The following is a 19,892-nucleotide window of genomic DNA, read 5'->3' as shown; positions in this document are numbered from 1 at the left end:
CGGTCGGCCGCGATGCGCAGGGCGCTGCCGACGGCGTCGCCGGCATGATGGCCGGCGTCGCGCACCGCATCGGCGGCATAGGCGCGCCGTGCGCGCCCGCGTTCGGGGTCGAACACATACATCAAGAGGGCGCCGGCGGCGGCCGCGCCGATCCATTTGCCCATGTCGCCCAGTTCCATCCGGTTGTCGGTCTTGATCTGTTTCATGTCGGCTCCTCTCGATTGGGTTGGGGCCGGCGCTTGCCTTCCTGGCCGGGCGTCGCCGCCCAGGCCTGCGCCAGCAGATCCTGTACTTCCTCGTCGGTCGTCTGGTCGAACCTGCGGTACCACTGGCCCACCGCGCGAAAGCGCGGCGGCGTCACCAGGCATACCACCTCGTCGACCTGTTCCTCCAGCGCGGCGACGGTATCGGGCGCGCCCACCGGCGCGGCCACCACCAGCCGGCTCGGGCGCTGGCGGCGCGCCACCTCGACCGCCGCCGCCATCGTCGCCCCGGTCGCGATCCCGTCGTCGACCAGGATCACGATGCGGCCTTGCAGCGCGGGCTGGGGCCGCGCGCCCCGGTAGCGCCGTTCGCGCCGCGCCAGTTCCTGCTCCTCGCGCCGCGTCACGGCGTCCACCTGTTCCTGCGTGACGCCCATCAGCCCGGGCACGCCGGGCTGCAGGACGCGCACGCCGCCGCCGGCGATGGCGCCCATGGCGAATTCCTCCTGCCCGGGCAGGCCGAGCTTGCGCACCAGCATCAGGTCGAGCTCGGCATGCAGGGCCTCGGCGACGGGGAAGGCCACCGGCACCCCGCCGCGCGGCAGCGCCAGCACCAGCGTCTGCCTGCCCGCATACTGCTTGAGCCTGCTCGCCAGCTGCCTGCCCGCGTGCGCGCGGTCGCTGAAGCCCTCGTGTTCCATGCTGCGCGTCCTGAAAAACAAAGACCGCGTCGACTGCACTACGCCGCACCGCGAAAAAAACAAAGACCGCGTCGACTGCGGCTTACGCCGCAACGCGGTCTTGCGGACCACCCGGCGGTGGCCCGTGAGTGGCGCCAGGCGCTTACTGGATGGTCAGGCGGCGCGCCTCGCTGCCCTGTTTTTTCGGCAGGGACAACTGAAGGACGCCGTTCTCGAGCCTGGCCTGCGCGGTCGTGTCGTCGACTTCCAGCGGCAGGGTGAAGCTGCGCATGAACTTGCGTGCGGTACGTTCAGCATACACCACCGTTTCGCCCTCGCGGCGTTCGTTTGCCTGACGGCATTCCGCCTCGATCTGTACGCGCGCGCCGTCGATACTGACCTTGACGTCCTCCTTGGCGACGCCGGGCAGGTCGGCCTGCACTTCATAGGTCTTGTCGGTTTCGGCGACGTTGACGCGCGGGGTGAGGGCGCCTTCCTCGCTCCAGCGCCCGCCTTGCGCGAGCGGCGCGAAGAAGTCCTCGAACATGGTCTCGACCATCCGGCCGAACTGGTCCTCGACCGAGCCCGGACGGTAGGCCTGCAGCGGCGAACCGCTTCTCCTGACGAGATTCATGATGGCCTCCGATTCGGTTGGACAGATGGAGTTGCCGGCAATGCCGGCACTTTCTTTATAGGGCAGGGGCAGGCAAGTTTCAAGCGGTGCGAGCCGCAAGCGCCCGGCCGCTGGAGACGGGGCGTGCGGCGGTCCCGGCAGGGCGCCGGAACAGGTGCTCAGCCGAGCTGGCGGCGGTGGAAGCGCAGGTGGTCGGCGACGAAGCTCTGGATGAAGTAATAGCCGTGGTCGTAGCCCGGATGGCGGCGCAGCGCGAGCGGCTGGCCGGCGCTGGCGCAGGCTTCCTCGAAGGCTTGCGGCAGCAGCTGTTCATCAAGGAACTTGTCTGCCAGGCCCTGGTCGACCAGGATGCCGCCGGGGAAGGGCGCCTCGGACATGCCGGCCATCAGGGCGCTGGCGTCGTAGGCTTCCCAGGCAGCCGTGTCCGGGCCAAGATAGCCGCCGAAGGCCTTCCTGCCCCATGGGCAGTGGCTGGGCGCGGCGATCGGCGCGAAGGCCGACACCGAGCGGAACAGGGTAGGGTTGCGCAAGGCCATCACCAGCGCGCCGTGGCCGCCCATCGAATGGCCGAAGATGCCGGCGCGGCGAGGGTCGGCCGGCAGCTCGGCCAGCACCACTTCGCGCAGCTCCAGGATGTAGCTGTACATGCGGTAGTGGCGCGCCCACTCGCCCTCGGTGGCGTCGACGTAGAAGCCGGCGCCCGCGCCGAAGTCCCAGGAGTCGGTCTCGCCGGCCACGCCGGCCCCGCGCGGGCTGGTATCGGGCGCCACCAGGATCAGGCCTTCCTCGGCCGCCACGCGCTGGGCGCCGGCCTTGATCATGAAGGTCTCTTCGGTGCAGGTCAGGCCGGCCAGGTAGAACAGCACCGGCAGCCGCCTGCCTTCGTGGCCGGGCGGCAGGTAGACGGAAAAGCGCATCGGCAGGCCGATGGCGCTGGAAGCGTGGCGGTAGAAGCGCTGCACGCCGCCAAAACAGGCGTGTTCGGAGAGGAGTTCGAGCATGGCGGACACGGAAGTGGAGGATGGCGCCAGTATGCCGTGTCCTCCCCGGCGGTGCCAACTACACCAGCCTGAAAGCGCCCAGCACGGCCCCCGCGCCCAGCAGCCAGAGCAGGTGGATGCGGGTGCGCCAGACCACCATGCAGGTGCCCGCCGCCAGCAGCCACAGCGGCCAGTTGGCGACGCCGGCGCCGCTGCCGCCGGAGGCCGCCAGCAGCCAGGCGGTCGAGAGCAGCATGCCGATCACCAGCGGTCCCATGCCCTGCTTGAAGGCGCGCACCGCGCGCAGCTCGCGGTTGCGGTGGCCCCATTGCGCCACCTGGTAGGTGAAAATGGTGGAGGGCAGCATGATGCCGATCATGGTGGTCGCCACGCCGAGGATGGCGGCGGCGGTGCTGCCGGCGTTGAGGCCCACGTGCCAGCCCATCAGGGCCACGAACAGCACGTTCGGCCCGGGCGCCGCCTGGGCCAGGGCGATCGCTTCGTTGAACTGGGCCTGGGTCAGCCAGCCCTGCTGCTCCACCAGGTAGCGGTGCATCTCGCTCGAGGTCGAGATCGCGCCGCCCAGCGACATCAGGGACAGCATCAGGTAGTGGCCGAACAGGTCGAGCCAGTCCTGCCAGCCGAGCACGATCTGGTGGGTGCTCATCGCAGCTTCCGCCAGGCCAGCAGGCAGCCGAGGCCGCCCAGCGGGAACAGGACCCAGCTCAGCGGCACCCGCACCCAGGCCAGCAGCACGAAGGCGCTGGCGGCGATGCCGGCGCCAAGGACGAGCGGCACCGGATTGCGCGCCAGGGTGGCGGCCATGCGCAAGCCGGTGGCGGCGATCAGGCCGGCCGAGACGGCGGCCATGCCGCGCAGGGCGCCGGCCACGTGGGGATTGCCGGCGAAGCGCGCATGCACCAGGGCCAGCAGCAGGACCACGACCAGCGGCACCGCCAGCAGGCCGGCCAGCGCCGTCAGCGCCCCGGCCAGGCCGAACCAGCGCGCGCCGAGCATCATCGCCAGGTTGACCACGTTCGGCCCCGGCATGATCTGGGCCACGGCCCAGTCCTCGATGAATTCCTCGTTGCTGAGCCAGCGGCGGCGCTCGACCACCTCGCGCTGGACCACGGCGAGCACCCCGCCGAAACCCTGCAGGGCCAGCAGGGTGAAGGCGATGAAGAGGGCGGTCAGCGAGGCGGGACGGGGCCGGTCGGGGCCGGCGCCGTGCCCGGATGCGGATTCGGGCACAGGAGAAGCGGAGGGCGGGGCGGCAGATGGTGAAACGGTCATCCAGCCATTATTGCACGCCCAGCTTTCGCCAGGCTTTCAGCCGCCGCCGATCCCGCGCATGACGCGGCCGCTGCCGCCGCACTCGGGACAGGACTTGCCGTCGCCCAGGCGGCCGGTGCCGGCGCAGGCTTCGCAGATGTCCTCGCCGGCGCCGGGGGTGCCGGGTTCGGCTTCGTCGCCGGGATTCAGGTCGGGATCGGGATGCATGCTCATGGCGGCCTCGCTCGGGTGAAGTGGTGCTGCGATTGTAGGCAGGAGCGGCGCGGGGCGGCGCAACGCAGCGCGGCCCGCGTCCGTGGCGGGTGATAAGGGTGTGATATTGACTTCATGGGAGGATGCGGAATAATCGTGGGCGCAATCCCACCCCTCATGGAGGCCCGCATGCGCCCCAGCCCCAGCGAACCGGGTTCCGTCCCCTCCGCCACGCCCGACTTGCGGCGCGACCTGCTCCAGCGCGACGTCGTCGCACGCGGCCTTGCGCTGCTGCGCGACTGCGGCACGCTCGCCGCGCTCGAGTTCCTCAAGCGCCATGCGGTCCAGCCCCAGGTCATCGAGCGCGTGCTGCTCGATCCGGGGCGGCGCGCGGCGGCATGATTTGCCGATTCGCGCACTTTCTGCCATGCTGGTTATGCACATAAATTGTGTGTGGTTAATTTTGTAAGTGAGGCTATCAAAACCGCAACAGGCTTGTGTAAACCCTTGATTTTCGGGGTTAACCACAGTGCCTTCCCAATAGGCAAATTGTTGAAACCCGCATCCTGGGCCGCATCCGGCGTGTCAAGCCCCTGTTTTTCCACAGTGTTTTCCACAGACTTTGTGGATATCCGGAAAAGTTTTTATTTTTCCAAGACTTAGCTCGCCTTGTGCAAGTAAAGCCTCAGCACGGGGCGGCGCCGTTTTTTCTGCCGCGAAAGCGTCTTGCGCTTTCCACTTGCCCAACAGGACTGGATAAATGTACAGTATGGCATTTTCCAGCCTCAGAGCATCATGTCCGCCGTCCTCACCCCCGCCCAAGACGATCCCTTCGCCGCGCTCAATCCCGAGCAGCGCGCGGCGGTCGAGCACGATATCGGCGTGGCGCAGCCGCGCCCGCTGCTGGTGGTGGCGGGCGCCGGCTCGGGCAAGACCAATACCCTGGCGCACCGGGTGGCGCGCCTGATCCAGGCCGGCGCCGATCCCCAGCGCATCCTGCTGCTGACCTTTTCGCGCCGCGCCGCCAGCGAGATGACGCGGCGCGCCGGCGGCGTGCTGCAGCGCCTGCTGGGCAAGTCCGGCAGCCAGGTCCAGGTGGACCTGCCCTGGGCCGGCACCTTCCACGCCGTGGGCGCGCGCCTGCTGCGCCAGTTCGCCGGACGCATCGGCCTGGACGACTCCTTCACCATCCACGACCGCGGCGATTCCGAGGACCTGATGGGCATGGTGCGCCACGAGATCGGCCTGTCGCAGACCGAGAAGCGCTTTCCCCTGAAAGGCACCTGCCTGTCGATCTACTCGCGGGTGGTCAACAGCCGCGCGCCGCTCGACGAAGTGCTGCAGGCCTTCTTCCCCTGGTGCAGCGAATGGGAAGCCCAGCTCAAGACCCTGTTCGGCGCCTATGTCGACGCCAAGCAGGAGCAGAACGTGCTGGACTACGACGACCTGCTGCTGTTCTGGGCCGAGATGGCGGCCGACCCGGAGCTGGGGCCGGAACTGGGGGCGCTGTTCGACCATGTGCTCGTGGATGAGTACCAGGACACGAATCGCCTGCAAGCATCGGTCCTCACCGGCATGAAGCCGGACGGGCGGGGTGTGATGGTGGTGGGCGACGACGCCCAGTCGATCTATGCCTTCCGCGGGGCGACGGTGCGCAACATCCTCGACTTTCCGCAGCAGTTCAGCCAGCCGGCCCACCTGATCACCCTGGAGCGCAACTACCGTTCCACCCAGCCGATCCTGGACGCCTCGAACGCGGTCATTGCCGGCGCCCTGGAACGCCACGCCAAGACCCTGTGGACCGACAAGGCCTCGAGCATGAAGCCGCAGCTGGTCCTGATTCCCGACGAGGCCGAGCAGGCGCGCTGGGTCTGCAAGCGCATCCTCGAACAGCGCGAAGCGGGCGTCGCCCTGACCCAGCAGGCGGTGCTGTTCCGGGCCGCCAGCCACAGCGCGGCGCTGGAGCTGGAACTCATGCGCCGCAACATCCCCTTCGTGAAGTTCGGCGGCCTGAAGTTCCTGGAAGCGGCGCACATCAAGGACGTGCTGGCGGTGTTGCGCTTCGCCCAGAACCCGAGCGGGCGCATGGCGGGCTTCCGCGTGGCCCAGCTCATCCCGGGGATCGGCCCGGCCACCGCCTCGCGCCTGCTGGACGCGGTGGGCGAGAGCACCGACCCGGTCGCGGCCTGCGAAGCCTTCGCCGTGCCGGCGCGCAGCAAGGAAGACTGGGACGCCTTCCTGGCCCTGTACCGGCGCCTGCGCACGCCCGGCCTGCGCTGGCCGGCCGACATCGAGCTGGTCAAGGAGTGGTACCTGCCGCACCTCGAGCGCATGCACGACGACGCCCATGTGCGCGCCGCCGACGTCGAACAGCTGGCGGCGCTGGCCGGCGGCCATGGCAGCCGCGAAAGCTTCCTGGCCGAGATCACGCTCGACCCGCCCGAGGCCACCAGCGACCGCGCCGGGCCGCCCCTGCTGGACGAGGACTACGTGATCCTGTCGACCATCCATTCGGCCAAGGGCCAGGAATGGAAGTCGGTGCACGTGCTGAACGTGGTGGATGGCTGCATTCCCTCGGACATGAGCACCGGCAGCCAGGACGACATCGAGGAGGAGCGCCGCCTGCTCTACGTGGCGATGACGCGCGCCAAGGAAAACCTGCACCTGGTGGTGCCGAACCGCTTCTTCATCAAGCAGCAGTCGCAGATGGGCGACCGCCACGTGTATGCGGCGCGCACCCGCTTCGTCACCCCGGCCATGCTCAAGCATTTCGAGGAGTGCGCCTGGGTCGATGCCGACCGGCGCGAGGTGCGCGGGCCGGTTCCGGAGAGCGTTCGCATGCTCGTGCGGGAGCGCGCCAGGAACGCGTGGAAATGACGCAAGATGACGGCACGATGAAGGCCGAAGTCGGAACGGGGAAGCCGACTTATCCCCCGGCTCGCACTTTTGTAGGACTTCGCCGCAGTGAGGGCAAGGCGTGGAAGTGGCCGTTGTGCAAGTAATTGATTTTACTGGGGATATTTTTTGCCTGTAGAACGGGCATTTTGTTGAAACCCGCACCAATACTGACCTTGCGGCTTGTCAAGTGCCGCTTTTCCACATACTTATCCACAATTCTTGTGGATAGGGTGAAAGATTGAATAGAATCAGCCACTTAGCGCTGATGTTTGCGTTAGATCAAATCTGTCGCCTGGGCCAGGGCTTGCATCGCCGCGAGCGCTCCCATCGCCAATGACACCCCATCGGCTACCTCCGCTTCGCGCGGATTGACGCGGATGACGGGGACGCCCTGCGTCTCAGCGCAGCGGCGCACCGATGGGATGGCGGTGCCGGCGCCCAGTTCGATCACCGCCAGCCGTCCCACCCTGCTGCGCCATGCATCCAGGCGCCTGTATTGCTGTTCGGTGCGCGCGCCGATCCAGGCGCCGTCGCCGAACATCAGGATGTTGGGCCGGGCCAGCGCGCCGCAGCGCGGACAAAGGGGCAGGGCCGAGGTGAGCAGGCATTGCGCGGCGTCGACCTCCGGCACGAAGCCGTCCGCCGGCCAGGTCGCGCCGCAGCAGGGACGGGTGCATTGCAGGTGGTGGATCGAGCCGTGGCATTCGGCGATGCGGTCCTCGGCGAACCCGGCCTGCTGGAACTGGCCGTCGACATTGCTGGTAAAGACGAAACTGCCGTGCGCCATGCGCTCGCCGAACGCGTGCAGGATCGCGAAGCCTCCGTGCGGCCGGGTGCGCCGGTACAGGTCAAGGCGGTGGCCATAGAAGCCCCAGGCCAGGCGCGGGTCGGATGCAAAGGTGTCGGGGCAAGCGACCTCGTGAAAGGGCAGCCTGCGCCGGGCAAGCGCCGGATAGGCGCGCCAGAAGCCGCTCGTGCCGCGAAAGTCCGGCAAGCCGGAATCGACGCCGATCCCGGCGCCGGCGGCGATCAGGAGACCGTCCGCCTCCTTGAGCAGGGCGGCGGCGCGTTCGATGCCGTCAAGCGGGGGCGAGTTGGACGGCATGCTTGAGCCGCTCCAGTTCGGCCAGGAAGCGCTCGCTCGCCAGGGCGGGCGGCCAGGGTTCCCAGGGCGTGCAGCCGTAGTGAAGCGCGAGCGGGTCCGCGTCCAGCACGGCGGCGCGGATCTTGAGGGTGCGCCGCACTTCCTCGATCGACCAGCCTGCCACGTGTACCGCCTCGGTGGCTGCCGCCAGCCGGTCGGCGCGCTTGTGCGCCGCGTGCGCGCGCGCCTCCCAGGCCGGCAGGCCGTAGCGCAGGAACACCGCGTGCTCCAACCGCCGGGTCAGGTCGCGGAAGGCTTCGCCCAGGAAGGGCTTGATGACCGAGATCGCGTCGAAGCCGAGCAGGCCCTCCTCGGCGTCGTGCAGCAGTTCGCGCAATTCCTCCAGCGGCGAGACCGGACCGGCGGCGCGGCGCAGCAGCATCACCGTGATCGAATGCTGGGCCACCGAGAGCGGCAGGGGCCAGGCCGAATGGCCTCCCCAGCGGTAGGTGCGCGCCAGGCCCAGGGCCAGGTCGGCGTCGTCCCAGTCGAAGGGGGTGGGGTCGAGCAGGTCGAGCCGGCGGCCGGAAGGCATGCGGACCCAGGCGCGGGTATTCACTGGAGCTGGAGCTTGTTGCGCGGCCGCTTGCTTGACATTGTGCATGTGGCGATTTTACACACGGCGGCCGCCAAACTCCGCATAATTGATCCAGGCAAACACCGTCTCCACGCCAGCTTCCTACACTGGCCTGGATCAGGCGTGCGGACGCGTGTGGAGGAGGCGGCATGGGCGGAATGGACAAGACGGTCGACTGCGACCTGCTGGTCGTGGGCGGCGGCATCAACGGCGTGGGCATCGCGCGCGATGCGGCCGGGCGCGGGTTGAAGGTGCTGCTGTGCGAGAAGGACGACCTGGGCGCGCACACGTCCTCCTCGTCGAGCAAGCTGATCCACGGCGGCCTGCGCTACCTGGAGCACCGCGAGTTCGGCCTGGTGCGCAAGGCCCTGATGGAACGCGAAACGCTGCTGCGCAGCGCGCCCCATATCATGCGCCCGCTGCGCTTCGTGATGCCGCACGACGCCGGCCAGCGCCCCGCCTGGCTGATCCGCGCCGGGCTCTTCCTCTACGACCGCCTGGCGCGGCGCGAATTCCTGCCGGGCTCCGAGAGCGTGGAGCTGGGCGCGCACCGCGCCGGGCAGCCGCTCAAGCCCCAGTTCACGCGCGCCTTCGTGTATTCCGACGGCTGGGTGGACGACGCGCGGCTGGTCGTGCTGAACGCGCTCGACGCCCGCGAGCATGGCGCCACCGTCCTGCCGCGCACCCTGTGCAGCGAGCTGCTGCGCCGCGCCGACCACTGGGACGCCACCCTGGTGGCGGACGGCGTCGCGACCAGGGTGAGGGCGCGCGGCCTGGTCAATGCGGCCGGGCCCTGGGCCGGGCGGCTGGCGCACCAGGCCAATGCCGCCGCTCCGCACCGCAAGCTGCGCCTGATCAAGGGCAGCCACATCGTGGTGCCGCGCCTGTTCGACCATTCCTGCGCCTACCTGTTCCAGCATCCTGACGGGCGGGTGGTATTCGCCATTCCCTACGAGGGCGCCTTCACCCTGATCGGCACCACCGACGTCGACTACGAGGGCGACCCGGGCGAAGCCGCCATCGGCGTGCAGGAAAAGCGCTACCTGTGCGAGCTGGCCAACCGCTACTTCCGGCGCGAGCTCGCGCCCGAGGATGTGGTGTGGAGCTATTCCGGCGTGCGCCCGATCCTGGAAGACGAGGCGCACAGCGCGGCTGCCGCCACCCGCGACTACTACCTGGAGCAGGACGCCGCCGGGCCGCCGCTGCTGTCGGTGCTGGGCGGGAAGATCACGACCTACCGCAAGCTGGCCGAGCAGGCGATGGACTGGATGGCGCCGGCACTCGGTTGCGCGGCCCCGGCCTGGACCGCGGGGGCGGTGCTGCCGGGCGGGGACCTGTTCGGGCCGCTGCCGGAAAGCCGCGCGGTGCTGGAGTTCGACCGCTGGGTATCGGCCCTGCAGCGCCGCCACCCCTGGCTGCCGGCGCCTCTGGCGCTGCGCTATGCGCGCGCCTACGGCACGCGGGTGGAAAGCATGCTGGGCGGGGCGGGCTGCCTGGAGGACCTGGGGACGGAGGTGGTGAGCGGCCTGTACGAAGCGGAGCTGCGCTACCTGATGCGCGAGGAGTGGGCGATGACGGCGGCCGATGTGCTGTGGCGGCGCACCAAGCTGGGGCTGCACCTGGCGCCGGGGGCGGCGGAGAAGGTGGGGGCGTGGATGGCCGAGCAGGGGAGTAAAACGCTGGAGCCGGCATGACCGCACAATAAAGCAACGTCGTTCCGGCCTTCGCCGGAACGACGTGCATAGGACGCATGGAAAAGGAGCGGAACGTGGCCCGCGAATGCAGTAGCTACCTCACCCGCTTATACCAAGCCCCATCCTCGAACACCCGCTGGTAATCCTCCGCGAACGCATCCGTCGCCCCCAGCTCGCGGTCTATCCCCATCACCCCGAACAGCGCCAGGCTGTCATGGAACAGCCTTAAAACACGCTGGCGCAGCACGGGCCCGAAATCGGCCAGGGCGCGGCAGCAGACGATGGCGTGGAACTCGTTGAAGGAGGCGTCGGTCACCAGGCTGTACTGCGCCCAGGTGATGCGCTCGCGCAGGCGCGGCAGCAGGCGGGCCTCGCCGCTCGCCACTTCGAAGTAGTCGGCCAGCCGCCCCGTGCCGCCGCTCTGCTCGTACTGCGCCTGGAACTCGGCGAGCTGGGCCACCGGCAGCGTGGCGTCGCGCAGCTCGGCCAGCAGTTCGTCGCTGGCCAGGGTGGCGAACACTTCGGTGCGGGCGTACAGCTTTTCCTCGGCAAGCAGGATGGCCATGGTCCAGGCCTCGCCCACGCCGGCCGGCTCGGCCAGCCAGACCTTGGGCAGGGCGGTGGGGCGCAGGCTGTCGGCGAGGGCGATGCGCTGGCGCCGCACCCAGTCGGGACGGTCGAAGAGCGGCGCGTTCGGCACCGCCAGCGTGCGCACCACGGCCAGCGCGGCGCCCGATTCGTGCAGCACCTTCTCCTGCAGGGCCGACACCGTGGACAGCCCACGCTGGCGCAGCAGCGCCAGCAGCTTCCTGCGCAGCAGATGCCTGTCGTAGCCGCGGAAGTCGACACCGAAGCGCTGGAACAGGGCTTCCAGCAGCAGCTCGATCTCGAGCTCCTCGGTCGCCTGCAGGGAGGCGAAACCGGTCATTGCATCCATCAGTGCAGCCAAACCCGCATCATCGACAGCAGCTGGGCCACATCCACCGGCTTGGTGATGTAGTCCGAGGCGCCCGCGGCGATGCACTTGTCGCGGTCGCCCTTCATCGCCTTCGCGGTCAGGGTGATGATCGGCAGCGAACGGAACTTCGGAATGCGGCGGATCGCCCGCATCGTGTCGTAGCCGTCCATCTCCGGCATCATGATGTCCATCAGGACGATCTCGATGCTCGGGTCCTTCTCCAGCACCTCGATGCCGTCGCGGCCGTTCTCGGCGAACAGCACCTGCATCTGCTGGCGCTCCAGCAGGGTGGACAGGGCGAAGATGTTGCGCAGGTCATCGTCGACGATCAGGACCTTGCGGCCCGCCAGGCCGCCGTCGGCCGCGTGGATCTCTTCCAGCATGCGGCGCTGGGTCTCCGGCAGGCTGGCCTGCGAGCGGTGCAGGAACAGCGCCGTCTCGTCCAGCAGGCGCTCCGGCGAGCGGGCGTCCTTGATCACGATGGTCTTGGCGTAGCGCTTGAGCTTCGTCACTTCGCTGCGCGACAGTTCCTTGGCCGTGTAGATCACGATCGGCAGGTCGCGCAGGCGCTCGTTCTTGCCGATCTTGTCCATCAGCTCGAAGCCCGAGATGTCCGGCAGGGTCAGGTCCAGCACCATGCAGTCGAAGTGCGAGCTTTCCAGCGCTTCGAGCGCGCCCTTGCCGTCTTCCACGGTGACGATGTGGATGTCGGTGTTGCCGATCAGGGCCACGATCGATTCGCGCTGGGCCATGTCGTCTTCCACCACCAGCAGCGAACGCTTGCCGCCCATCAGGAACTTCTGGATGCGCTTGAATTCCTCCTGCAGCTGCTCGCGGCCGACCGGCTTGTTGATGTAGGAGATGGCGCCCTGGCGCAGCGCGCGCTCGCGCTCGCGCAGCGAGGACATCACGTGCACCGGGATGTGGCGGGTGCTCGGGTCGCGCTTCAGGCGGTCGAGCACCGTGAAGCCGTCGATGTCCGGCAGGTCGATGTCGAGCAGGATCGCCGACGGCAGGTAGTCGCGCGCCAGCGACAGCGCCGAGTCGCCGCGGTGGGTGACGATGCCCTTGAAGTTCTTTTCGCGCGCGAATTCGAGCAGCACCTTGGCGAAGCGCTCGTCGTCCTCGACGATCAGCACCGAAGGATCGCCCGGGGTCACCAGGCCGCGGTCGTCGGCCATGGACGCATATTCGACCAGCGCGCCGGTGGCGTCGAGCACCTCGACGGCGCTGATGTCGGCCTGTTCCTGCGCGGCCGGCAGCTGCGGCGCCTGCATCTGCTGCTGCGGCGGAGCCAGGCGGGCCGGCTGCGGCTGGCGGGTCTGCTCGTAGTTGATGAAGCCGGCGCGGTTGTAGGGCAGGTAGAGGGTGAAGGTCGAACCGACGTTGACGGTCGACTCCACGCGGATCTCGCCGCCCAGCAGGCGCGCCAGTTCGCGCGAGATCGACAGGCCCAGGCCGGTGCCGCCGTACTTGCGCGCGGTCGAGCCGTCGGCCTGCTGGAAGGCTTCGAAGATCAGCTGCAGCTTGTCGGACGGGATGCCGACGCCGGTATCGCGCACCGAGAAGGCCAGCACCGCGTCGGCATGGACCAGGTTCGGGTGGTCGGCGGTCCAGCCGCTGCCCACCAGGCTGATGGTCAGCGCGACGTTGCCGTGGCTGGTGAACTTGAACGCGTTCGACAGCAGGTTCTTCAGGACCTGCTGCAGGCGCGTGGTGTCGGTCATCAGGGCGGTCGGCAGGTTGTCCGCCAGCTCCACCTGGAAGCCGAGGTGCTTGGCTTCCGCCATGTGGCGGAAGGTGCGGTCCACGTAGTTGCGCAGGTTCGAGAAGCGGTACTCCGACACGTCCAGGGTGACGGTACCGGATTCGATCTTCGACAGGTCGAGGATGTCGTTAATCAGGGTCAAGAGGTCGGAACCCGAACCGTGGATGGTCTTGGCGAATTCCACCTGGCGCGCCGACAGGTTGCCCTCGGGGTTGTCCGAGAGCTGCTGGGCCAGGATCAGGAGCGAGTTCAGCGGGGTGCGGAGCTCGTGCGACATGTTGGCCAGGAACTCGGACTTATATTTGGAGGACAGTGCCAGCTGGGTCGCCTTTTCTTCCAGCGCCAGCTTGGCCTGTTCCACCTCGCGGTTCTTGCGTTCCACCTCGATGTTCTGCTCGGACAGCAGGCGCGCCTTCTCCGCCAGTTCCTGGTTGGTCTGCTGCAGTTCCTGCGCCAGCGACTGCGACTGGGTCAGCAGCGACTCGGTACGGCTGTTCGCCTCGATGGTGTTCAGCACCACGCCGATCGATTCCATCAGCTGGTCGAGGAAGGACAGGTGGGTTTCGGTGAAGCGGTCGAGCGAGGCGATCTCGATGACCGCCTTGACCTGCTGTTCGAACAGGATAGGCAGCACCACGATGTTGTTCGGCGGCGCCGAGCCCAGGCCCGAGGACACCACGATGTAGTCGCGCGGCACGTCGGTCAGCCAGATGCGGGTCTTCTCCAGCGCGCACTGGCCCACCAGGCCTTCGCCCGGCAGGAAGGAGGTCGGCAGCTTGCGGCTGGAACGGTAGCCGTAGCTGGCGATCATGCGCAGGCGCGCATCGGATTCCTGCGAATCCATCATGTAGAACACGCCGTGGTGGGCCGAGACCAGCGGAGCCAGTTCCGACAGGATCAGCTTGGTCACGGCCTGCAGGTCGCGCTGGCCCTGGAGCAGGCGGGTGAAGCGCGCCAGGTTGGTCTTCAGCCAGTCCTGCTGCGCGTTCTTCTGCGTGGTCTCCTTCAGGTTGCGGATCATCTCGTTGATGTTGTCCTTCAGGTAGGACACTTCGCCGCGCGCTTCCACCTGGATCGAACGCGACAGGTCGCCGCGGGTCACCGCGGTCGCCACTTCACCGATCGCGCGCATCTGGTTGGTCAGGTTCGCCGCCAGCTGGTTGACGTTCTCGGTCAAGTCCTTCCAGGTGCCCGCCACGCCGGACACGTTCGCCTGGCCGCCCAGCTTGCCTTCCGTACCCACCTCACGGGCGACGCGCGTCACCTCGGATGCGAAGGAGGACAGCTGGTCCACCATGACGTTGATGGTGTCCTTCAGTTCGAGAATCTCGCCCTTCACGTCCACGGTGATCTTCTTGGACAAGTCGCCGCGCGCCACCGCGGTCGTCACCGCCGCGATGTTACGCACCTGGCCCGTCAGGTTGGACGCCATGAAGTTCACGTTGTCGGTCAAGTCCTTCCAGGTGCCGCCGACGCCGGGCACGTAGGCCTGGCCGCCGAGTTTACCTTCGGTACCCACCTCACGCGCCACACGGGTCACCTCGGATGCGAACGAGGACAGCTGGTCCACCATGACGTTAATGGTGTTCTTCAGCTCGAGAATCTCGCCCTTCACGTCCACGGTAATCTTCTTGGACAGGTCGCCGTTCGCCACCGCGGTGGTCACCTCCGCGATGTTACGCACCTGGCCGGTCAGGTTACCCGCCATCGAGTTCACGCCGTCGGTCAAGTCCTTCCAGGTGCCTGCGACGCCAGGCACGTTCGCCTGGCCGCCCAGGCGGCCCTCGGTACCCACCTCGCGCGCCACGCGCGTCACTTCCGATGCGAAGGAGTTCAGCTGGTCGACCATCACGTTGATGGTGTTCTTCAGCTCGAGAATCTCGCCCTTCACGTCCACGGTAATTTTCTTGGACAGGTCGCCGTTCGCCACCGCGGTGGTCACGTCCGCGATGTTACGCACCTGGCCGGTCAGGTTACCCGCCATCGAGTTCACCGAGTCGGTCAAGTCCTTCCAGGTGCCCGCCACGCCTTTCACGACCGCCTGGCCGCCCAGTTTGCCCTCGGTACCCACCTCGCGCGCCACGCGCGTCACTTCGGATGCGAAGGAGGACAGCTGGTCCACCATCACGTTAATCGTGTTCTTCAGTTCGAGAATCTCGCCCTTCACGTCCACGGTAATCTTCTTGGACAAGTCGCCGTTCGCCACCGCGGTCGTCACCGCCGCGATGTTACGCACCTGGCCCGTCAGGTTGGACGCCATGAAGTTCACGTTGTCGGTCAAGTCCTTCCAGGTGCCCGCGACACCCGGCACGTAGGCCTGGCCGCCGAGTTTACCCTCGGTACCCACCTCGCGCGCCACGCGCGTCACCTCGGAAGCGAAGGAGCGCAGCTGGTCCACCATGACGTTGATGGTGTCCTTCAGCTGCAGGATCTCGCCGCGCACGTCCACGGTAATCTTCTTGGACAAGTCGCCGTTCGCCACCGCGGTGGTCACCTCCGCGATGTTACGCACCTGGGACGTCAGGTTACCCGCCATCGAGTTCACCGAGTCGGTCAAGTCCTTCCAGGTGCCCGCCACCCCCTTCACCTGCGCCTGGCCGCCCAGCTTGCCCTCGGTACCCACCTCGCGCGCCACGCGCGTCACTTCGGAGGAGAAGGAGGACAGCTGTTCCACCATGGTGTTCGCGGTCATCGCCGCGCGCAGGTACTGGCCCTTCAGCGGGTGGCCGTCGACTTCCAGCGCCATGGTCTGGGACAGGTCGCCCTTCGCCACCGCGCCGATGACGCGCGCCATCTCGGTGGTGGGGCGCACCAGGTCGTCGATCAGGGTGTTGACCGAGCTGATGATGGTACTCCAGCCGCCCACCACGCCCGGGAGGTCCGCACGCTGGGTCAGGTGGCCCTCGCGGCCGACCACGCGCGACACTTCGGTCACGGTCTCGACCATCTTCTGCTTGGTTTCGATGATGTCGTTCAGCGTATCGGCGATCTTGCCGGACACGCCCGTCCAGTCGGACGGCATGCGCACCGAGAAATCACCCTTTTTCAGCGCCATCAGGGTGTTCAGCAGCAGCTTGACGTCCAACTGTTCGCCCATGTCGGTCATGTTGTTCATCGATAAATCCTTGTTTCGTAGAAGAGAGGGATCGGCAGGTAAGGCGGCCTGCGACTGTTACAAATCAAACTGTGAAAAGATACTCTTGTGTATATCCAAGTCAAGTATTGCCGTGGAGTTAAGGAATGTTCTCAAAACAAAACTTGCAAAAATGAAATTTCTAGACGTGAATCCGGCGGAGAGTAACCGAATTCATAGAGAGGATGGCGCACGATTGGTGGATTCGTCGTGTCTCCACTACAACAATAACCTTAGGTTGTAGGGCCATGTCTTAGAATTATTCTTCAGATGTTAATTTCTGTGAATCTTTAAGGGGGTGAACTCAACTAGCATAGCGGTGTTGCATATTAACTGGGCTCATCCCATGATCAATACCGCCTCACTTGCCGACATGATGCACTGCCGGGACGTCCTGTCCTGGTCCGACCTGCTGTTCAAGCTGGCGCGTGGCCAGGGCTTCGACCGGGTGCTGTACGGCGTGGTGAATTCGCGTCACACGCGCTTCGATTCCGCCTTCTTGCGAAGTAATTATTCGTCGGAATGGCGGGAGCGCTACGACCGCAAGGGCTTCGCCCAGGTCGATCCGACCGTCGGGCATTGCATGACCAGCAGCCTGCCGATCGTGTGGGAGCCGGCCACCTTCACCGAGCCGGCCCAGCGCGCGATGTACGACGAGGCCAGCGAGTTCGGGATCCGGAGTGGCGTCACCCTGCCGGTCCATGGACCGCAGGGTGAGTTCGGGGTGCTCAGTTTCGCGTCGGATGCGGAGCCGGACGATGCATTCCGCAAATCGGTGGCCGAGGTGCTGCCCGGCCTGTCCTTGATCCGCGATTATGCGTTTGCCTCGTCGGCGAAGTTTCGGGTTCAGGATACCCGTCAGGAAAGTAGTGTTCCGCGTTTGACGCGGCGCGAACTGGAAGTGCTGCAATGGGTGGCGGCTGGCAAGTCATCCTGGGAAATCGCACGCATTACCAGCTGCTCCGAGGCGACCGTCAACTTCCACCTGGCGAATGTGCGCCAAAAATTTGGCGTCAACACCCGCCAGCAGGCGGTGGTGAAGGCGATCGCCCTGGGCTTGATCAGCCCTGAAGATCCCCATCGTTGAGCTTGCCGTTGATGTAGAGGCGCAGCAGGATCGCGACCGGGGCGGGAATCGCCAAGCCGGTTTCGAACCGGCTGCCGCTCGACTGGGTCACGCCGAAGCGGCTCCAGAATTTTTCCTGGCTTTCGCGCTTGCTGATACGAAGGCGACGCAGTTCGTGGGGCGCCATGCGAAGCGCTCCGGCTGCCTGTACTACCTGCTGGGCCTGAAGCTCTGCGGCCAGCGCGTCGCACATCAGATCATTTGCCATGGTACTTCCTTTCCTGAGGATTCGTTAGTCACTACAGGAAGAAGTATTCCACCGACCGGCCCCGTCGCCACCTAGCAGAGCTGATAGTGTGGAAACAGGTCTCTGGAACAGGGCCGAATTCGAGGCCAATTCCGAGCCGGTTCAGGGCCGCTTCGACAGCGCGTCGAGCAGGAAGGTATAGGTCAGCGCGAGCATGCGCGCGGTCTGCGCATTGTCCGCCGCGCCGGCATGGCCGCCCTCGGTATTCTCCCAGTACAGCACGTCGTGGCCTTGCTCGAGCATGCGCGCCGCCATCTTGCGCGCGTGGGCCGGATGGACCCGGTCGTCGCGGGTCGAGCTGGTGAACAGCACGCGCGGATAGCGCTGCCCCGCGGACACCTGGTGGTAGGGTGAATAGCGCGCCAGCCAGGACCATTCGGCCGGGTCGTCGGGGTCGCCGTATTCGCTCATCCACGAGTGCCCGGCCAGCAGTGCGTGGTAGCGGCGCATGTCCAGCAGCGGCACCTGGCACACCACGGCGCCGAACAGTTCGGGGCGCTGGGTGAAGGCGGCGCCCACCAGCAGGCCGCCGTTGCTGCCGCCCATGATGCCGAGATGCGGCGGGCTGGTCAGGCCGCGCGCGATGAGGTCCTCGGCCACGGCGAGAAAATCGTCGAAGGCGCGCTGGCGGTGCTGCCTGAGGGCCGCCTGGTGCCAGCGCGGGCCGAACTCGCCGCCGCCGCGGATGTTGGCCAGCACATAGATGCCGCCCGCGTCCAGCCAGGCCGCGCCCGTCATGCCGCTGTAGAAAGGCTTGAGCGAGACTTCGAAGCCGCCGTAGCCGTAGAGCAGGGTCGGGTTGCGGCCGCTTGGCAGGGTGTCGCGGTTCATCACCACAAAGTAGGGGACCATGGTGCCGTCCTTCGAGCGCGCCGCGTGCTGGCCCACCGTGTAGGGATGGGCGTCGAAGAAGGCCGGCATCGCCTTGAGCGGCTCGAGCTCATCCATCCCGACGCGCATCAGGTAGAGCGTGGTCGGGTGCAGGAAGTCGGTCACGGTCAGGAAGAATTCGTCGGAACCGTCCGGGTCAAGGCTCGCCACGCCGAGCGCGCCCATGGCCGGGGCCGCGACCTCGCGCCGCCGCCAGGCGCCGTCCACGTGGCGCAGTTCGACGACCCGGTTCTTGACCTTGTCGAGGATGGTCAGGAGCAGCGCGCTGCGGGTCACCGCGACGCCGTCGAGCGAGGTTTCCGGCGTCGGTGTGAAGAGCAACTGGAAATCCAGGCCGCCCGCCATGAACTCGTCGAAGCCGGTCGCCAGCAGCGCGCCTTGCGGATACAGCCTGGCGCCTGGCTGCCAGTCCGAGCGCAGCTCGATCACGAGCTGGTCGCGCACCGTGAAGGCATTGGCGTCGAGCGGCTTGGGCACCAGGAGCAGCCGGCCGCCGCGGCGCAGGAACAGTTCGCTGGTGGTGAAGTCGAGCTGGCGCTGGATGAATTCGCGCTCGTAGCCCGGTGTGCTGTCCGTGTACCCGGACGCCGCCAGGTCGCCGGGGCGGGCCTCGTACACGGTCACGGCGCTGCCGAGCGGCGTGCCGCGCTTCCATTCCTTGACGATGCGCGGGTAGCCCGATTCGCTCAGGCTGCCGGGGCCGAAGTCGGTGCCCACGAACAGGGTGTCGCGGTCGATCCAGGCAACGTCGCTCTTGGCTTCGGGCAGGAAGAAGCCGCCCTCGACGAAGCTGCGCGCTGCCAGGTCGAATTCGCGCAGCTCGTGCGCGTCGCCGCCGCCGCGCGACAGCGCCACCAGCACCCGGTCGCCGTGCGGCTCGAGCCAGGTGACGCCGGCCCAGACCCAGTTCTCGCCCTCGCCCCTTGCCAGTTCGTCCAGGTCGAGCAGGGTCTCCCATGCCGGCTCGGGGCGGCGGTACTGGGCCAGGGTGGTGCGGCGCCAGATGCCGCGCACGTGTTCGGCGTCGCGCCAGAAGTTGTAGCACAGGCCGCCGTGCACGCTGGCGTAGGGGATCTTTTCCCTGGAATCGAGGATCGCTGCCAGGCGCGCGCGCAATGCATCGAAGCCCGGCCGTGCCTTGAGCTCGCCTTCGGACTCGGCGTTGCGCGCGGCGACCCAGGCAAGGGCTTGCTCGCTATCGATGTCTTCTAGCCAACGGTAAGGATCGTCCTGCGCGGCATCCCCCGCGTTTCCGGTAGACGGCAGGCCAGGTTTTTCTTCAGCGAACTGTTGCATTACAGCCTCTCTCCTTATGCCTTTGTCACCTGCGGCACTTATACTAGCAATTTTTGGGGGCCGGGACCGTCCGCGGGAACAGCATGATGCGATCAAGACAGGGCGGGGAAGGCAGCACGCGCGCCGCGGCGGATAGCCGCCGGGGTGGACGCGCGCGCCGCAGCGGTGCTGCGCGCCT

16 protein-coding genes and 1 pseudogene are annotated in these 19,892 nt (G+C 67.2%); 4 read left to right on the top strand and 13 right to left on the bottom strand.

Annotated features, from left to right (window positions below):
* The 7 genes and pseudogenes from KBW98_RS20905 to KBW98_RS20875 form a co-directional block, all read right to left on the bottom strand.
* Positions 1-206: pseudogene (locus KBW98_RS20905) on the bottom strand (hypothetical protein); the annotation flags it as partial.
* Positions 203-904: a phosphoribosyltransferase gene (locus tag KBW98_RS20900; protein WP_211522095.1), complete on the bottom strand. Its 702-nt coding sequence runs from the start codon at positions 902-904 to the stop codon at positions 203-205. The gene KBW98_RS20900 and the pseudogene KBW98_RS20905, both read right to left, overlap by 4 nt.
* Before the next feature lie 142 nt (positions 905-1,046).
* Positions 1,047-1,517 (bottom strand): Hsp20/alpha crystallin family protein, encoded by a 471-nt coding sequence (locus tag KBW98_RS20895; protein WP_211522094.1) that lies wholly within the window; start codon positions 1,515-1,517, stop codon positions 1,047-1,049.
* 158 nt (positions 1,518-1,675) lie between these two features.
* Positions 1,676-2,518 (bottom strand): S-formylglutathione hydrolase, encoded by an 843-nt coding sequence (gene fghA, locus KBW98_RS20890; protein WP_211522093.1) that lies wholly within the window; start codon positions 2,516-2,518, stop codon positions 1,676-1,678.
* A 58-nt stretch (positions 2,519-2,576) separates the two neighbouring features.
* Complete coding sequence (locus KBW98_RS20885) at positions 2,577-3,164, bottom strand: chromate transporter (RefSeq protein WP_211522092.1); 588 nt, start codon at positions 3,162-3,164, stop codon at positions 2,577-2,579.
* Positions 3,161-3,790: a chromate transporter gene (locus KBW98_RS20880; RefSeq protein WP_211522091.1), complete on the bottom strand. Its 630-nt coding sequence runs from the start codon at positions 3,788-3,790 to the stop codon at positions 3,161-3,163. Before KBW98_RS20880 ends, KBW98_RS20885 begins: the two co-directional genes overlap by 4 nt.
* A gap of 36 nt (positions 3,791-3,826) precedes the next feature.
* Positions 3,827-4,003 (bottom strand): hypothetical protein, encoded by a 177-nt coding sequence (locus tag KBW98_RS20875; protein ID WP_211522090.1) that lies wholly within the window; start codon positions 4,001-4,003, stop codon positions 3,827-3,829.
* Between the two features lie 168 nt (positions 4,004-4,171).
* Between KBW98_RS20875 and KBW98_RS20870 the strand changes: the two genes are divergently transcribed.
* Together KBW98_RS20870 and KBW98_RS20865 are read left to right on the top strand one after the other, a co-directional pair.
* Entirely contained in the window at positions 4,172-4,384 is a 213-nt protein-coding gene (locus tag KBW98_RS20870; protein WP_211522089.1) for a hypothetical protein, read from the top strand.
* A gap of 393 nt (positions 4,385-4,777) precedes the next feature.
* Positions 4,778-6,859 carry an ATP-dependent helicase gene (locus KBW98_RS20865; protein WP_211522088.1) on the top strand — a complete coding sequence of 694 codons (2,082 nt, stop codon included), beginning with the start codon at positions 4,778-4,780 and terminating at the stop codon, positions 6,857-6,859.
* Between the two features lie 295 nt (positions 6,860-7,154).
* Here the strand turns inward: KBW98_RS20865 and KBW98_RS20860 are convergent, their stop codons facing one another.
* A complete protein-coding gene (locus tag KBW98_RS20860; RefSeq protein WP_211522087.1) occupies positions 7,155-7,985 on the bottom strand; it encodes a Sir2 family NAD-dependent protein deacetylase in 831 nt (276 codons plus the stop codon).
* Positions 7,960-8,559 (bottom strand): phosphohydrolase, encoded by a 600-nt coding sequence (locus tag KBW98_RS20855; protein WP_211522099.1) that lies wholly within the window; start codon positions 8,557-8,559, stop codon positions 7,960-7,962. The genes KBW98_RS20860 and KBW98_RS20855 overlap by 26 nt, the downstream gene beginning before the upstream one ends.
* Positions 8,560-8,750: 191 nt before the next feature.
* On the opposite strand from KBW98_RS20855, the gene glpD reads away from it, so the two are divergent.
* A complete protein-coding gene (gene glpD, locus KBW98_RS20850) occupies positions 8,751-10,295 on the top strand; it encodes a glycerol-3-phosphate dehydrogenase (RefSeq protein WP_373888983.1) in 1,545 nt (514 codons plus the stop codon).
* Between the two features lie 94 nt (positions 10,296-10,389).
* On the opposite strand, the gene KBW98_RS20845 is transcribed toward glpD, so the two are convergent.
* Together KBW98_RS20845 and KBW98_RS20840 are read right to left on the bottom strand one after the other, a co-directional pair.
* Positions 10,390-11,232, bottom strand: a complete 843-nt coding sequence (locus KBW98_RS20845; RefSeq protein WP_229429332.1) for a CheR family methyltransferase — start codon at positions 11,230-11,232, stop codon at positions 10,390-10,392.
* Positions 11,232-16,136 (bottom strand): response regulator, encoded by a 4,905-nt coding sequence (locus KBW98_RS20840; RefSeq protein ID WP_211522086.1) that lies wholly within the window; start codon positions 16,134-16,136, stop codon positions 11,232-11,234. The genes KBW98_RS20845 and KBW98_RS20840 overlap by 1 nt, the downstream gene beginning before the upstream one ends.
* 364 nt (positions 16,137-16,500) lie before the next feature.
* Here KBW98_RS20840 and KBW98_RS20835 point away from each other — a divergent pair, with 364 nt between their 5' ends.
* Positions 16,501-17,241: a LuxR family transcriptional regulator gene (locus KBW98_RS20835; RefSeq protein ID WP_229429331.1), complete on the top strand. Its 741-nt coding sequence runs from the start codon at positions 16,501-16,503 to the stop codon at positions 17,239-17,241.
* Here the strand turns inward: KBW98_RS20835 and KBW98_RS20830 are convergent.
* Positions 17,216-17,488: a DNA-binding transcriptional regulator gene (locus KBW98_RS20830; RefSeq protein ID WP_211522085.1), complete on the bottom strand. Its 273-nt coding sequence runs from the start codon at positions 17,486-17,488 to the stop codon at positions 17,216-17,218. The genes KBW98_RS20835 and KBW98_RS20830 overlap by 26 nt on opposite strands.
* 141 nt (positions 17,489-17,629) lie before the next feature.
* Positions 17,630-19,714 carry a prolyl oligopeptidase family protein gene (locus tag KBW98_RS20825; RefSeq protein WP_211522084.1) on the bottom strand — a complete coding sequence of 695 codons (2,085 nt, stop codon included), beginning with the start codon at positions 19,712-19,714 and terminating at the stop codon, positions 17,630-17,632.
* Positions 19,715-19,892: the final 178 nt, after the last annotated feature.

The organism is Massilia sp. ST3, assembly GCF_018119405.1.
Classification (GTDB): Bacteria; Pseudomonadota; Gammaproteobacteria; order Burkholderiales; family Burkholderiaceae_D; genus Telluria.
Note: the sequence above shows the minus strand (reverse complement) of the source record. Positions and strands in the feature narration are given on the sequence as shown.